The 14,318-nt window shown below is 43.6% G+C and carries 12 protein-coding genes, 1 tRNA gene and 1 pseudogene; 7 read left to right on the top strand and 7 right to left on the bottom strand.

Translation table 11 applies throughout. The annotated features are described in order from the left end of the window. Window positions 1-368: 368 nt before the first annotated feature. The 3 genes from R7Q39_RS27640 to R7Q39_RS27630 all read right to left on the bottom strand — a co-directional run bounded on the left by R7Q39_RS27640 (window position 369) and on the right by R7Q39_RS27630 (window position 2,880). Window positions 369-749, bottom strand: coding sequence for a Fis family transcriptional regulator (locus R7Q39_RS27640; RefSeq protein ID WP_318077122.1), 381 nt, complete (start codon window positions 747-749; stop codon window positions 369-371). 205 nt (window positions 750-954) lie between these two features. Next, window positions 955-1,893: an alpha/beta hydrolase gene (locus tag R7Q39_RS27635; protein ID WP_005375705.1), complete on the bottom strand. Its 939-nt coding sequence runs from the start codon at window positions 1,891-1,893 to the stop codon at window positions 955-957. 72 nt (window positions 1,894-1,965) lie between these two features. Continuing rightward, the gene (locus tag R7Q39_RS27630; RefSeq protein WP_318077121.1) at window positions 1,966-2,880 is read right to left on the bottom strand and encodes an alpha/beta hydrolase; all 915 of its coding nucleotides are present in this window, start codon (window positions 2,878-2,880) and stop codon (window positions 1,966-1,968) included. A gap of 128 nt (window positions 2,881-3,008) precedes the next feature. On the opposite strand from R7Q39_RS27630, the gene R7Q39_RS27625 reads away from it, so the two are divergent. After that, entirely contained in the window at window positions 3,009-3,938 is a 930-nt protein-coding gene (locus R7Q39_RS27625) for a LysR family transcriptional regulator (RefSeq protein WP_054574369.1), read from the top strand. 68 nt (window positions 3,939-4,006) lie between these two features. Here the strand turns inward: R7Q39_RS27625 and R7Q39_RS27620 are convergent, their stop codons facing one another. Further along, window positions 4,007-5,200, bottom strand: coding sequence for an acetate/propionate family kinase (locus R7Q39_RS27620; protein WP_318077120.1), 1,194 nt, complete (start codon window positions 5,198-5,200; stop codon window positions 4,007-4,009). Between the two features lie 569 nt (window positions 5,201-5,769). On the opposite strand from R7Q39_RS27620, the gene R7Q39_RS29350 reads away from it, so the two are divergent. Continuing rightward, window positions 5,770-5,898 (top strand): hypothetical protein, encoded by a 129-nt coding sequence (locus tag R7Q39_RS29350; RefSeq protein ID WP_005375695.1) that lies wholly within the window; start codon window positions 5,770-5,772, stop codon window positions 5,896-5,898. Between the two features lie 71 nt (window positions 5,899-5,969). Next, window positions 5,970-6,218, top strand: a pseudogene (locus R7Q39_RS29345) (EAL domain-containing protein); the annotation flags it as partial. A 72-nt stretch (window positions 6,219-6,290) separates the two neighbouring features. Here R7Q39_RS29345 and R7Q39_RS27610 read toward each other — a convergent pair. Continuing rightward, window positions 6,291-8,222, bottom strand: coding sequence for a DEAD/DEAH box helicase (locus R7Q39_RS27610; RefSeq protein ID WP_005375680.1), 1,932 nt, complete (start codon window positions 8,220-8,222; stop codon window positions 6,291-6,293). A 413-nt stretch (window positions 8,223-8,635) separates the two neighbouring features. Between R7Q39_RS27610 and rnb the strand changes: the two genes are divergently transcribed. Together rnb and R7Q39_RS27600 are read left to right on the top strand one after the other, a co-directional pair. Then, entirely contained in the window at window positions 8,636-10,639 is a 2,004-nt protein-coding gene (gene rnb / locus R7Q39_RS27605) for an exoribonuclease II (RefSeq protein ID WP_053350659.1), read from the top strand. A 71-nt stretch (window positions 10,640-10,710) separates the two neighbouring features. Next, entirely contained in the window at window positions 10,711-11,520 is an 810-nt protein-coding gene (locus R7Q39_RS27600) for a helix-turn-helix transcriptional regulator (protein ID WP_053307810.1), read from the top strand. 33 nt (window positions 11,521-11,553) lie between these two features. On the opposite strand, the gene R7Q39_RS27595 is transcribed toward R7Q39_RS27600, so the two are convergent. Continuing rightward, window positions 11,554-11,907: a DUF3024 domain-containing protein gene (locus tag R7Q39_RS27595; protein ID WP_017635751.1), complete on the bottom strand. Its 354-nt coding sequence runs from the start codon at window positions 11,905-11,907 to the stop codon at window positions 11,554-11,556. 266 nt (window positions 11,908-12,173) lie between these two features. Between R7Q39_RS27595 and R7Q39_RS27590 the strand changes: the two genes are divergently transcribed. Further along, the gene (locus R7Q39_RS27590) at window positions 12,174-12,998 is read left to right on the top strand and encodes a phosphate ABC transporter substrate-binding protein (RefSeq protein WP_005375668.1); all 825 of its coding nucleotides are present in this window, start codon (window positions 12,174-12,176) and stop codon (window positions 12,996-12,998) included. 63 nt (window positions 12,999-13,061) lie between these two features. Here R7Q39_RS27590 and R7Q39_RS27585 read toward each other — a convergent pair whose 3' ends face one another. Then, the gene (locus tag R7Q39_RS27585; RefSeq protein WP_005375670.1) at window positions 13,062-13,742 is read right to left on the bottom strand and encodes a MaoC family dehydratase; all 681 of its coding nucleotides are present in this window, start codon (window positions 13,740-13,742) and stop codon (window positions 13,062-13,064) included. 329 nt (window positions 13,743-14,071) lie between these two features. Here R7Q39_RS27585 and R7Q39_RS27580 point away from each other — a divergent pair. Beyond that, window positions 14,072-14,162: transfer RNA gene (locus tag R7Q39_RS27580), tRNA-Ser, on the top strand. Window positions 14,163-14,318 lie beyond the last annotated feature (156 nt).

The raw sequence follows: 14,318 nt of genomic DNA, 5'->3' as shown, positions 1-14,318 counted from the left end.
AATGTAGCGAGTAGAAAAGACATTATTATTTTGGTTTTCATTTTTCCCTCAGCCGGTCAACACATTATTCTGCACGGAATCTGAAGATAACGAGCAGAAGAATATCCATATATTTTGCGAAACATAGCAATTAAGCTATTCATAGTCGAGGTAACCCAAAGAAAATGATAGACCGCTCCAGCTAGAGCCTTTCTTTTCAATAATTTTCTGCGGATATCCACCATGCAGAAGTTTGTACTTTACTCATTGTAAACGACTAATCATTGCCTCTTAAGGCAACATTAGAAAACCAACCGTATTCACAATCCATAACTCCATAACTCCATAACTCGTAGTTACACCGATGTATATCTAAGTGAGCCGAAGCTTCATTGCCCATCCAGTGCCCTTTGCATTTTTATAGCAAGGTAGCCAAGCACCATTTTATTACGGACCATTGCTGCGCGGCTAATGCTTTTTTTTGTATCGTAACTGATTTGCTTACTGACGTTCTTTAGTTGCACTCCTACCTTATTAAAGGCCTTTTGAATAGTTGTGGAAACATGCTGGCGGCCCTCTCCTTCAAAAAAGTTAGCTCGATCTTGCTTCGTTTCGAAGACGCAGACTATTTCTAAGCTTTGTGGAAAAGAAGAGAATTTGACGGTATGAGTCACCCAAAGAAAGCCATCGTAGCCTTTTAGCGTATCTTCACAAACTTCGGTCAACACTTCTCTAATTAGATTCTCGACCTTCTTATCTGATTTGCGCATAAATTAAACTTCATTCCTATCTAACGCCTTTAATTAGGTTTCAGTGTACATTGTCTTAAACAGTATTTGGCAGTGGTATTTAGTCAATAGCCTGTAGATGAGGTTATTCGCACGAAGATTTACCGACCTACTCGCTTCGAACTACATCTTACGCTGTTAAAAATAAGCGCTTTGCAACTCTACAAAACGCTTCTAACTTATTAGATTATTTTAAGTGTGTTTCAAGGAATGCAGAAACCTTGTCCATTGCAATGCCGACTGCTTCTGGATGGTCATACAGTTCATAGTGAGACCAATTTTCCAAATTAACCAGCTGTCGGTCTTTTGATTGAACAGAGCGGCCATAAATTTCCTGCCCATCACGATAAGCACCAAACGCCCCGACTTTTTGCCCTACCACGGCCATAACAGGCTGAGTCAATAACGTTTCGGCAAATGCAAAGGCATCCCAGCTCAGTGTTTTCTGTGCATGTGAAAACAGCATACGAGTTGCACCACCTTCGGTTTGTCCACGTGATGTTTTGTAGTATTCAGTAGCTTCGAACACGTCTCGTTCTGTTAATCCATTTTCTTTTGCAAATTCAATATTTGGAGGAAGAAGTTCATCGATTTTCAGCTCTGAGCCGCGAGCTTCGGCTGTTCTCTGTGCAGCCATAGCTTCAAGATTGGCGATAGGGTCGTACATACTAAAGCCTTCACGGAACAAGCGGCCTAAGTTAACAGGCGTAATACCTACGACAGCTTTCAAGCGCTTTTCGGTTAGGGCTGAATTGATCATGTAACCACCACCGCCGCAGATACCGAGTCCACCAATTCTATTCTCATCGACATAAGGTAAAGTCACTGCATAGTCGATAACGCGACTGATATCTTCAACACGTTGACTTGGATCTTCTACGTAGCGAGGCAATCCCCCCGATTCTCCTTGGAAGCTCGCGTCAAATGCGATCACGACGTAACCTAACTCAGCAAGGGCTTTACCATAGACAGCGCTGGATGTTTGTTCTTTACAACTACCAAAAGGATGAACACTTATCATTGTTGGGTAGCGTTTCGATTCATTGAAGCCTTCTGGAAATAAAATTAATGCAGACATATCCCAAGCCATATCAGCATTTCTAAAAGTGATTTTTTGCATATTCATAATCAATACCTTAAGAGTAAAAAGCCTTGAGAGCAGAAAGGCTCGAAGCAATTGAGCCTTTCATCGGGAATATTAAAGAGTGCGTTGGAAGAAAGATGCGAGTTGGGATACTGCGTCATCGACGTATTCGGCAACATCATAAAGCGACATATGGTTTGCACCATCAATGGCATACAAGGTTTTATCTGAACTCGCTGCACGTTCTATCAGGTCATCACTCATCCATTTGCTGCCTGCGTCACTACCAACGACAGCAAGAATTGGCTGAGTTAGGAATGCTTCCGCTTTGTGGTACGCATCGTAAGTAATGATCTGGTTTAAGTTACGAGTTAGAGCAAAACCCGGCGCATTTGGATGTTCACAACGTGGTGTGTGGTAATACTCCCAAGCTTCGCGTAGCTCTGCATTTGAGGCATCTTCTTCACGCATCGGAGCTAGAGGAATAGTCGCGAATTCTGTACCATTCGTGTCGGTTGTGCGAGCATTCGAACCAAATTCTAAGTAACCAACAGCGTCAGCATCGTTAATCGAATTATCCCAACCATTACGGAACATTTGGCCAATGTTTACGGCACTAACCATACCCAGTGCTTTGATTCGACGATCATTGGTCGCTGCATTTGCACTATAGCCCGCACCAGCACAAATCCCCATTGCGCCAATTTTATCGTTATCGACGTACTCTAACGTTGTCAGATAGTCGACGACTGCGCTCACATCTTCAGTACTCGTGTAAGGGTTTTCCATTTGGCGAGGCTCACCTGTACTTTCACCTTGATACGAACGGTCAAACGCAATGGCAATTATGCCGCTTTTTGCAAGTTTACTCGCATATAGGCCTGCGGTTTGCTCTTTTACGCCACCACCTGGGTGTGAAACAACAACCGCCGCATATTGTTTACTTGCATCAAAATCTGTAGGGAAGTTGATAACCGCTGAAATCTCAATACCTTGACCATTGAGATTTTTGAAAGTGACTTTAGACATAGCGACATTCTCCATTAGAGGTTAACTGTTCATCTCAGGCTGACCTAAGCTTCGATGTAATATTAGTCAACACACTGTTTCGGATAAATATCGTTTTATCTACATGACTGTTTAGTTATACTTAACAAATGAGAATAGAACCTTCTTTAATTTCATCACTGACGTGGTTTGCACATATTGCTCGCCATCGCAGTTTCACTAAAGCAGCCTTAGAAATGGGGGTAACCCGTGCTGCCTTATCACAACACCTAAAAGCGTTAGAACAACAGCTACAAGTTCGGTTAATTAATCGAACCACCAGAAGTATGTCGCTGACGGAAGAAGGCCAACGTCTGCTTGATATTTTGCAACCTTCATTGGTGAACATTGAGCAGGTCGTTAACGAATTGAACGACTCTCATCTTGAGCCTTCGGGATTAATCCGTATCAGTGTATCAAGAACCGCTGCTCGGCTGCTTATTGAGCCCTATCTAGGTGAGTTCCTCTCTCGTTATCCTAAAATACGCCTAGAGCTAATCATGGATGATGGGTTTTCTAACATCGTCGCAGAAGGCGTTGACGCTGGCATTCGCTTAGGATTAAGCTTAGATGAACATATGGTTGCGATCCCTATTACTCCGCCGTTAACAACGGCAATAGTGAGCTCTCCTGAATACTTTAGGCAAAATGGACTACCTCAAACTCCTGAGGATTTAGAAGGTCACAATTGCCTTGCTTATCGTTTTACCTCTAGCGGAACAATTGATCATTGGTCGCTAACCTCTCCAGATGTTGCAAAGCGCACCCTCGTTTTCGAGCCTAAAGGCAATGCTATTTTTAATGATGACTGTAGTATGTTACAAGCTGCAATACAGGGTGTGGGTTTAGTAAAGCATATTGATTTATGGGTGGAAAAGCACATAGATGAGGGAAGATTGACCCGAGTTCTGACACCTTGGTGCAAAGAGTTTCCAGGGTTTTATTTATATATACCTTCACGAGAGCATATGCCGAAAAAAATCCGCGTCTTGATGGATTTTTTAATCGAAAAGCGCGAAGCTCTGAAACCCAAAGAGTAATTGCCAAATTGCTTTAAATAAAAAAGCGAGCACGAGGCTCGCTTTTAACTTTCTGTTTTCGTTATATATTACAATAGTTCAACCGATTGTTTAGCTATCACAAATTCCTCGTTAGTAGGAATAACAAGAGCTTTGGCACCTAACAACTCAGATGTTGCAATAACACCTGCGTTACCAAATCTTGCATCTTCGTTACCTTTCTCATCTTCAACAAAACCTAGAAGTTTTAGGTTTTTCAAGATTTCACGACGAATTGGTAGTGAGTTTTCACCAATACCACCAGTGAAGATGATGCCGTCTAATGAATCCAGAGCAGCTAGGTAAGAAGTAATGTATTTCGCAACACGGTAAGTGAAGATTTCAAATGCCAACTTCGCACGTGAATTCCCCGCTTCCATTGCTTCTAGTACGCCACGAGCATCACTTGTCACACCAGATACACCTAAGAAACCTGACTTCTTGTTCATCATCTCGAACACTTCGTCTTTTTCCCAGCCTTTACGGAAAAGGAACTCGATAACACTTGGATCAAGGTCACCACAGCGAGTGCCCATCATTAGGCCAGCTAACGGCGTCAAACCCATACTTGTATCAACACATTCGCCATTTTTAACCGCACTCACTGATGCACCGTTACCTAAGTGCACAGTGATAAAGCTGCTTTCTTCAACCGGCTTATCTAGCATTTTCGCTGCTTCACGGCTTACGTAGTAGTGGCTTGTACCGTGAGCACCGTAACGACGCACTTTATGCTCTTCGTAAAGCTCGTAAGGAAGTGCGTACATAAAGGCTTTGGCTGGCATTGTTTGGTGGAAAGCAGTGTCAAATACAGCAAATTGAGGCAGTGAAGGGAACGCCGCCATTGCCGCTCTCATGCCTTCAGCGTTCGCTTTGTTATGAAGTGGTGCAAGTTCAGCAAGGCGCTCTACTTCTTGAATAACTGTTTCATCAACTTTCACAGTTCCTTTAAAGGTTTCACCGCCTGCGACAATGCGATGGCCTACAGCGACAAATTTTGAGCTCAAACCTAGAGTATCGAGTTGTTTTACCACTCGCTCAACGGCGTACTGATGATGGTTGCCGCCAGCTGGAATTGCTTCAACGGTTTTTTCTCCCTGATATTTCCAACTGATTTCAGCTTCAGGTAGGCCAAAACACTCACCAATACCTGATACCAAAGCTTCACCGGTTTCAGAATCAATAACAGCAAATTTTAATGAAGAGCTACCAGAGTTGATCACCAGTACAAACGAATTAGACATGAAATAGTTATCCTGTTGTAGAGCAGAGGTTGTAATAGCGCTTGTGCGCTGCGTACTTCTTGTTTGCCCCTCTATTATTCAATAATTTTTTAATCTTTCAACAATCTTTTAGTAAAACCGATTTGATTGAACAAATTTTGTTGATCTGTAGCAAGTTTTGATTTTATTTGAAGACTAAAAAATATCACTTGTTAAACATAGTTTATGAACAGGTCAATTTGTACAAAGTCAGGCATATAAAACACGTTGTTTATTGGGTTAACAAAAATAACAAACCAATCAATAAATCGGGGTAATAATGTGCTCACTATTGCGTTTCTACTAGTGATCTTAGGTTTGATTTTGCTCTGCTGGGGATGGCAGATGACAAAAAACATCTGCTCAAAAACTGACGTAACCGGGTGGACTTACCTATTATTGTTAATCAGCTGTTTCATTTTTGCTTATGCCGTTTTTTTGCACGCCATCATGCAAAAACCTATTGCTTCTCTCTTAGAAACGGGCGTTTCTCTTATAATTTTTGGCGGCATACCTTTGTCGTGCTGGTGATTAAGTGGAGCAACGATTCGATGTTAGATCTTCTGACCGTTGCTGAAAGAGAGAAGCGCAATGCCGTCCATGACGCTCTTACAGGGCTCCCTAATCGTAAATACTGCTTTGAGTCTATCGAAGACATGACACAACCTGAAGGCCAATGACTGATTCAAATTATGAGATAACCTCAAAAACGTCGAAAGATTGATAATACGTTTCAAGGTAAGCTGGTTAATTTCTTTTCACAGCAAGCCGCACAGAAGGCTCCCGCTCTATCGTTGAGAACACGATTGCGCTAGCACATGGATTAGGGTATTCGGTCGTAGCAGAAGGCGTTCAAGACATGGACACACTGCATTTTTTGAGAAGTCGAGGCTGTGACATCATTCAGGGTTACTTGTTCTGTCCTGCCCTGCCCTTAGACGAAGTAATAAGTTGGGTAAACAAACACGATGAAAAGCAAAACCGTATTAGACGCGCATAAAAAAGCCGAGCGCTTTGCTCGGCTTTCAATTCTTTTTGTAGCAACTTAAACCGTCGCTTTAATCACTCGTGATTATGCGTCTGTACGACGGCCACGACCGTGACCACGTTCACCACGATGTGCACCACGGTGATCACCACCACGGTTGCGATCGAAACGACGTTCGCCACCTTCGCGATTGCCATCGCGGTTGCCGTCACGGTTACCACGGAAGCCACCTTCGCGACGGCCGCCTTCACGACGATCACCACCACGGTTGCCGCCTTCGCGGTTGCCACGGTAACCACCGCCATCACGACGACCACCATCGCGACGACCACCGTCACGGCGACCACCACGAGACTCGCGGAAATCATCGAAGTCACATACTACAGCACCAACATCTTGTTGACGGATACGTAGTTTGCTTAGCTTGTTCGCCGCGTCTGAAGTCATTGCTTTAGGTAGCTGTACGAATGTGTGACCTTGAGCTAGCTTGATCGCACCGATAGAACCTTTACCTAGACCTAGTTCGTTTGCTAGAGCGCCAACGATGTCTTTAACTTGAACGCCTTGCTCACGACCAACTTGAAGCTGGTAAGTATCCCAGTCTTGGTTGTTGAAGTTACGACCGCCGTCGCGACCACCTTCACGGCGCTCTTTACGACGTTGCTTGTCACGCTCAATTGCTTCAACCATTGGGTCTTCGCCAATGTAGAACAGAGGACGTTTGCCTTGCTGACGCTTAAGAAGCATAGCAGCAAGTGTTGCTGGGTCGATGTCTAGAGAAGTTTGTAGTTTCTCTACCAACTCAGCAAATTTGTCTAGTGCTTTGTGCTCTTTCTCTGCTTCAAGCTCAGCGCCTAGCTTAGCTAGACGAGCTTCAGCAACTTGGTCACGTAGAGGAAGTTGGATTTCTTCCATAGATGACTTAGTTACACGCTCGATAGTGCGAAGCATACGAATTTGGTTAGTGCGAACTAGAAGGATCGCTTTACCCTTACGTCCAGCACGGCCAGTACGACCGATACGGTGGATGTATGACTCAACATCAAATGGGATGTCGTAGTTGAATACGTGCGTAATACGTGGAACGTCAAGACCACGAGCTACAACATCAGTTGCAACTAGAATGTCAATAACACCTTGTTTGATGTGATCAACAGTACGCTCACGTAGAGACTGAGGAATGTCACCGTGCAGTGCAGCTGCTTTAAAGCCACGTGCAGATAGCCAGTCAGCCAGACGCTCAGTATCTTGACGAGTACGTACGAATACGATTGACGCGTCAGTTTCTTCAGTTTCAAGAAGACGAGACATCGCTTCATCTTTCTCTACACCTTTCACTACCCAGAACTGTTGTTGAACTTTGTCTACAGTGTGGTTTTTACCAGCAACGTCAACCGTTACAGGGTCACGAAGGAAACGTTCAACGATCTTCTTCAGCATTGGAGGCATAGTTGCAGAAAACAGAACGCGTTGTGCTGACTCTGGAGCGTGCTCCATGATCGCAGTTACATCATCTACGAAACCCATGTTTAGCATTTCGTCTGCTTCATCAAGAACGAAAGTACTAACTTCGTCTAGGTGTAGACGTTCGCGATTGATAAGATCTTGAACACGGCCTGGAGTACCAACAACTACATGAGCGCCACTTTTAAGAGCACGCATTTGGTCGACAATAGATGCGCCACCGTAAATCTCTAGAACTTTCAAACCTTTGATGTTTTTACCAAGGTTTTTCATTTCCGCTGCAACCTGAATTGCCAGCTCACGAGTCGGAGCAAGTACAATCGCTTGCGGTTTGCGTTGGTTTAGATCGAGTTTGTTGAGAAGAGGCAGAGAGAACGCTGCTGTTTTACCTGTACCTGTTTGAGCTTTACCCAGCGCGTCAGCACCTTCCAATAGGTGTGGGATTGCCGCAGCCTGAATTGGAGTTGGTGACACGAAACCCATTCCGTCTAGAGCAGAAAGGATAGAATCATTCAGAGATAAATCACTGAATTGAATAACAGAATCTTGCATTGGGATCCTACTTAATTAAACAAAAAAACAGCCCCATATGCTCTTCCAATTCGATACTGATCCATCCAGATACTGATTCCATTCAGACGGGAACACAGCACAGTACACAACCGCGATAAGCCATTAGGGACGACTAAGGGAGGCGGATTATTCCTTAAAAGCATAAAAAAATCCAGAAAAAATTGAATTACATCACAATTTATTCTCAACAATGGTATTTTTAGCATATTTTTCCACCAACCCTACCATTCCCCGTAGATTCGCGTAACTCACAGATGAGAATTTCATCAATATTTAAGCCAATTTCTCGTGGTTAAATTGGCAAAATTCACGGCGAAATTACGCTCCACAGGTAGTAATAATAGCTCGCAATGATTATAGTGTGCCCAACTCCATAGGTAATTTAAGAAAAGATGTTTCAAGATAACCCACTACTCGCTCAGCTTAAGCAGCAAATCCAAGAAAACCTGCCTAAAAAAGAAGGCTCAATAAAAGCCACAGATAAAGGCTTTGGCTTTTTGGAAGTGGACAGTAAGACGAGCTTCTTCATCCCGCCTGCGTACATGAAAAAGTGCATGCACGGTGACAAAGTCATCGCCATTATCCGCACCGAAAATGAACGCGAAGTTGCAGAGCCACAAGAGCTGCTGGAACAAGCCGTGACTCGCTTTATTGGTCGAGTAAAAATGTTCAAAGGCAAGCTCAACGTAGCACCTGATCACCCACAGCTTAAAAAGCTATCTCTTAAAGCGAAACTAAAGAAAGGTCTAAAACCTGACGAGTTCGCCGAAGGTGATTGGGTTGTCGCACATCTTATTCGCCACCCTCTAAAAGGCGATAATTCTTTCTTCGTAGAAATTTCTGAAAAAATCACTGACGCGAATGATAAAATTGCGCCTTGGTGGGTAACGCTTGCTCAAAACGATCTACCAAACTCTGAGCCAGCAGGCATCGATAACTGGGAACTGAAAGACGACGCGGAGCTAGAACGCGTAGACATGACTCATGTTCCATTCGTCACTATCGACGGTGAATCGACTAAAGATATGGACGATGCGCTGTACGCGAAGAAAACCGTATCTGGCGATTTCGAACTCACCATCGCTATTGCGGACCCAACCGCCTACATCACACCTGAAGATGAAATGGATAAAGTAGCGCGTGAGCGTGGCTATACTATTTATCTTCCAGGCCGCAACATCCCGATGTTACCTCGTGATTTAGCGGACAACCTATGTTCTCTGATTGAAGGTGAAACCCGCCCTGCTATTTGCTGTACCGTAACGGTAAGTAAAGATGGTGTGATTGGCGACGATATTAAATTCTTCGCGGCAAACATCAAATCACATGCACGCCTAGCATACGATCACGTGTCTGATTGGTTAGAAAACGGCAGCTCTGAAGCATGGCAGCCATCTGAAGAGATCGCGACCATCGTTCGTGATCTTTATGAGTTCTCTCTTGCTCGCGCTGAATGGCGTGAGAAAAACGCAGTGGTCTTCCCTGATCGTCCTGACTACCGTTTTGAGCTCAGTGAAGATAACGATGTAATCGCTATCCACGCTGACATGCGCCGCAGTGCAAACCGCCTTGTTGAAGAATCCATGATTACCGCAAACATCTGTGCAGGTCGTACATTACGCGATAAATTTGAAACAGGTGTTTTCAATACGCATGCTGGTATCAAGAACGAGAAGATTGAAGAAGTGGTTCAACTTGTCAATCCAGAAGGCCAGTTGGAGTTCACAGCGGAGTCTATTGCTACACTAGAAGGCTTTGCTGCATTGCGCCGCTGGTTGGCTGCTCAAGAAACGTCTTACCTAGATAACCGTATTCGTAAGTTCCAAGCATACAGTGAAGTGGGTAATCAGCCTCTGCCTCATTACGCAATGGGTTTAGACATCTATGCAACTTGGACATCACCAATTCGTAAATACGGTGATATGATCAACCACCGTATGTTGAAGGCCGTCATCCTTGGTAAAGAACCCGTACAAAAACCAGATGACCAAGTAGGCGAAGAGCTAGCTCTACATCGTAAACATCATAAAATCGCTGAACGAAATGTCTCAGATTGGCTATATGCACGCACGCTTGCTGATGAGCCGAGCAAGAAAACTTGTTTCACAGGTGAGATTTTCGATATTAATCGTGCAGGCGCACGTGTCCGACTTCTCGAAAATGGCGCAGCAGCCTTTATTCCTGGTGCACTAATTCTTGATAATAAAGAAAGAATTGAGTGCAATGGCGACAACGGTACCATCTCTATCGATAAAGAGGTCGTATACAAACTTGGGGATACATTGGAAATTGTCCTTACGGACGTAAACCAAGAAAACCGCAGTTTAGTTGCAAAGCCAACCCAGGTATTCGCTGAACAACCAGCAGCACAAACAGAACAGACTGTAAGTGAATAATACCGAATGAAGTTAAAAGGCGCTCTATTGAGCGCCTTTTTTATTTGTTATGTAAAACGATAAGAACGAGTATGCCGAACATTGAGATCATTCGCTTTAATCACTTCACTGCGCGCAAAAGTGAGCGTTACACTGCAACACATAATGGGTTATATATTGTTGAAGAAGGTGCCCTATTAGTTCATCAACCTAATGGTGAGCAATTTGAACTTAAAGCCGGAGATTTCACACTCTATAACTCCGCAGATCTGAGCAGTGCAGAAGCCGTCTCTAGTGACGGAGGCTTTAAAGCATTGGCTTTAGTCTTCAACCCAAATATATTCTGTGACTTTAAGAAAGCGCACCCGATGCTACGTTCCAAAACGGAAGAAAGGCGCTTCTATCCTTTTTCAACGCAATCCAGTAGCGAAGTAGCACAATTGAAGGACATGTTGGTTAAGTTAGCGAGTCGCAACGCTCCAGACTACACACAAAGCCATATCGCAATGGCATTGCTGTCGTTGATGGTTGAGGTAGAGCCAAACATCCTATCTATCATAGATGATGCAAGTAGCCTGAGCGACTCTCAAAAAGCCATTAAGTACATTGAGGGTAATATTGAAAAAGACATCACGCTAGAAGGCTTAGCGGCTCATATGAGCATGTCCATCGCGACCTTAAAACGTCGCCTCGCCGCAGATGATCTTTCGTTTTCTCAGATATTAAAGGTGAAACGGATAAACTTCGCAGCAACCCAACTGCGCAAGTCAGAAAAATCAATAACAGAAATAGCGTTTGAGTCTGGTTTTAAAAGTGCAGCGCATTTCAGTACAGCATTTAAATCCGTTTACAACATGACCCCCAAAGACTTTAGAAACCAAGTCGTTAAGCCTAAAGTATAAATCATGTCGGCATTCGCATCCGTTGGGCTCACCCTATTCCCAAAAACACGCTTGAGGATCACGCTCCAATTCGTTGAGTAAGTCCTCAAGCATTCGGCTAAATGGAAGTGGCTTATAAGGCACCCACCTTAACAGCTCGTTGTGATATGTGGGAACATAGAAATACCAAAGTTGGTTGTCCTCATCAAACATGATCTTCGCGACGGGAGAAGTATACTCGCTATGCTGGGAGTCGAGGAGAAAATGCGCCCGATGAAGCTCAACGCCATTTTCTACTAGCTCATAGAGGCACTTGCCCTGTTCGACAGGCAAGTTAGCATTACGCGCAGAGCAGAGCGATTGAACTGATTTGTATAAACGACTTGTCGCCATTTGGGACACTGACATCAACGTTCTCCCGATGGATGATAGTTAGAGCTGTCGATCCTAGTATATAACCTTTACATCATCACCGATGGTAGTTATCTACCTAACTCAAGTATAAGATAGCTATATTATCATTTGCCCAGATTATCATCTCAGTCCACTTGGAAACGCTAGCTCCATCACCTCTTGACTAGAAATAATTCCCCTGTTTAGCGCTAACAGTTCACAAAAGTGTAACCTGAACGCAATATCATAAACTCTGCTTTATCCCGTATATGGAGTTTAATATGCTACGTTTTACTGTGGCGACGTTGTTGGCCATAGCAGTCTCCCTCCCTACCATTGCAAAAGAAATCAACATCTCGGGTTCAACTTCGGTTGCTCGTGTGATGGATGTACTTGCTGAGGAATACAACAAAACACACCCAGACGATTACGTTGCTGTTCAGGGCATTGGTTCGAGTGCTGGTATCACCATGGTCAATAAAGGAGTAGCCGAAATAGGCATGAGCTCTCGCTATCTGACTGAAAGCGAAAAAGGTGAAGATCTCAATGTATACCCTATCGCTTATGATGGCCTCGCTGTTGTTGTAAACCGTACCAACTCTGTAGAAAACCTTTCTCAGCAACAGCTGTTTGATATTTACAAAGGTAAGATTAAGAATTGGAAAGAGGTCGGGGGCGCAGATCAGCCTATCGCGGTGGTTACTAGAGAAGCGTCTTCAGGTTCACGTTACAGCTTCGAAAGCTTGCTGGGACTGACCAAAATCGTTAATGATCGCCTTGTCTCGGATATCAGCCTAAACAACTTGGTTGTAAACAGCAACAGCATGGTAAAAACCATTGTTAACCATAACACTCGCGCCATTGGTTTTATCTCTGTAGGGTCAGTAGATCGCTCGATCAAGGCGATTCAGTTAGATGGTATTGACCCAACCTCGACAAACATTAGCAATCATAAGTACAAGTTGGCGCGACCATTCCTAGTGCTATACAAAGTAGATAAGATTAGCGATGCAGGTAAAGGTTTTATCGCTTTCCTTCGTTCAGAGCAGGGACAAAAAGCGATTGCAGATTACGGTTATACGCCAGTAAAAAACTTTAATCAGTAAAAATGAAAAAGAGAGCACCCTGATGCTCTCTTTTACTATGTCGTGTTCTATCCGGTTTCGGAATTAGAAATGCAGTTGAATTACAGAGACCACAACCGCACCAGGTCGACGAATACCTTCAATTTCCACTTTAATTTCGCGCTCAATCTCCAAACCTTTTTTGATTGGCGTTACTTTTGTTAACGTGCTGACTGCACGAACATTATTGCCTGCTTTGACAGGGTAAGGGAAACGGACTTGGTTTAAACCCAAGTTAACTACCATTTTAGCTGTTGGGAACATTGGCTTGTCTGGATCGACTGAATCCGTCAGTTTAGGCAGCAATGCTAATGTTAAAAAGCCATGAGCGATAGTTGTCTTAAATGGAGATTCAGTTGAAGCACGCTCTGGATCAGTATGAATCCATTGCATGTCTTCCGTTACCGCACCAAATTGGTTAATACGTTCTTGAGACACATGAACCCAATCACCAGTGTGAATAACTTCGCCAATTTTTTCACTTAACTCGTCATAAAGCTTTTGAGCCTCAGGTGCCATTACGATCGGTGCAGGTTGAGGTGCAACTTCTTCGTTGACGGCTGGCTGCTGGTGATCACGAACTTTTGAGAAAAGAAAGCTATTTTGAGCTTTCCCCAAAAAGTCACTCCAATAATCGCGTAACGTTGGAGACATCCAATTCATAAACTCGGATTGATGAGCAGAAATCGCATCAACTTTGTCTTTAAATAGATTTGTGACCTTCATAAACACCCTTAAGAATTCTAAGCACAACTGGCTATACCAGTTAATTTTGAATTAGTTCACAAAGTCTTGCAAATACTTTCGGGCGAACACATGTACCCTAAAAGCATGTTATGTCTTATATATCAGCAAGATAACAATAAAACACCATTTTATTGACGTGCGCCAATATAAAGTAAAAACTCTATAAATTGGTACTTTTTGTCCCTTTTTCACTCCGTTTTCAAACTGTCCAACATCACATCAGTGATCATAAAACAAGCAAACAGTACTTCTATTATAATTCAGCACTTTACAAGTCGGACTATGCTCCTTATTATACCGCCCACAACGGAGAGATGGCTGAGTGGTTGAAAGCACCGGTCTTGAAAACCGGCATACGTTAATAGCGTATCTAGGGTTCAAATCCCTATCTCTCCGCCACTTATTTAGAGAGCTCGCATTTATTGCGAGCTCTCGTCGTTTTAGCTCTTACAAAAACGAGATTTAGAAATCCTCGCTCGTAAGCGAATCCAGCACTTCACTATATTCCAGTTAAAAGCCCGCTAATGTTTAGCGGGCTTTTAACTTCGATTTTCT

The sequence above is a fragment of the Vibrio sp. 947 genome, from assembly GCF_033339115.1.
GTDB lineage: Bacteria > Pseudomonadota > Gammaproteobacteria > Enterobacterales > Vibrionaceae > Vibrio > Vibrio alginolyticus.
Note: the sequence above shows the minus strand (reverse complement) of the source record. Positions and strands in the feature narration are given on the sequence as shown.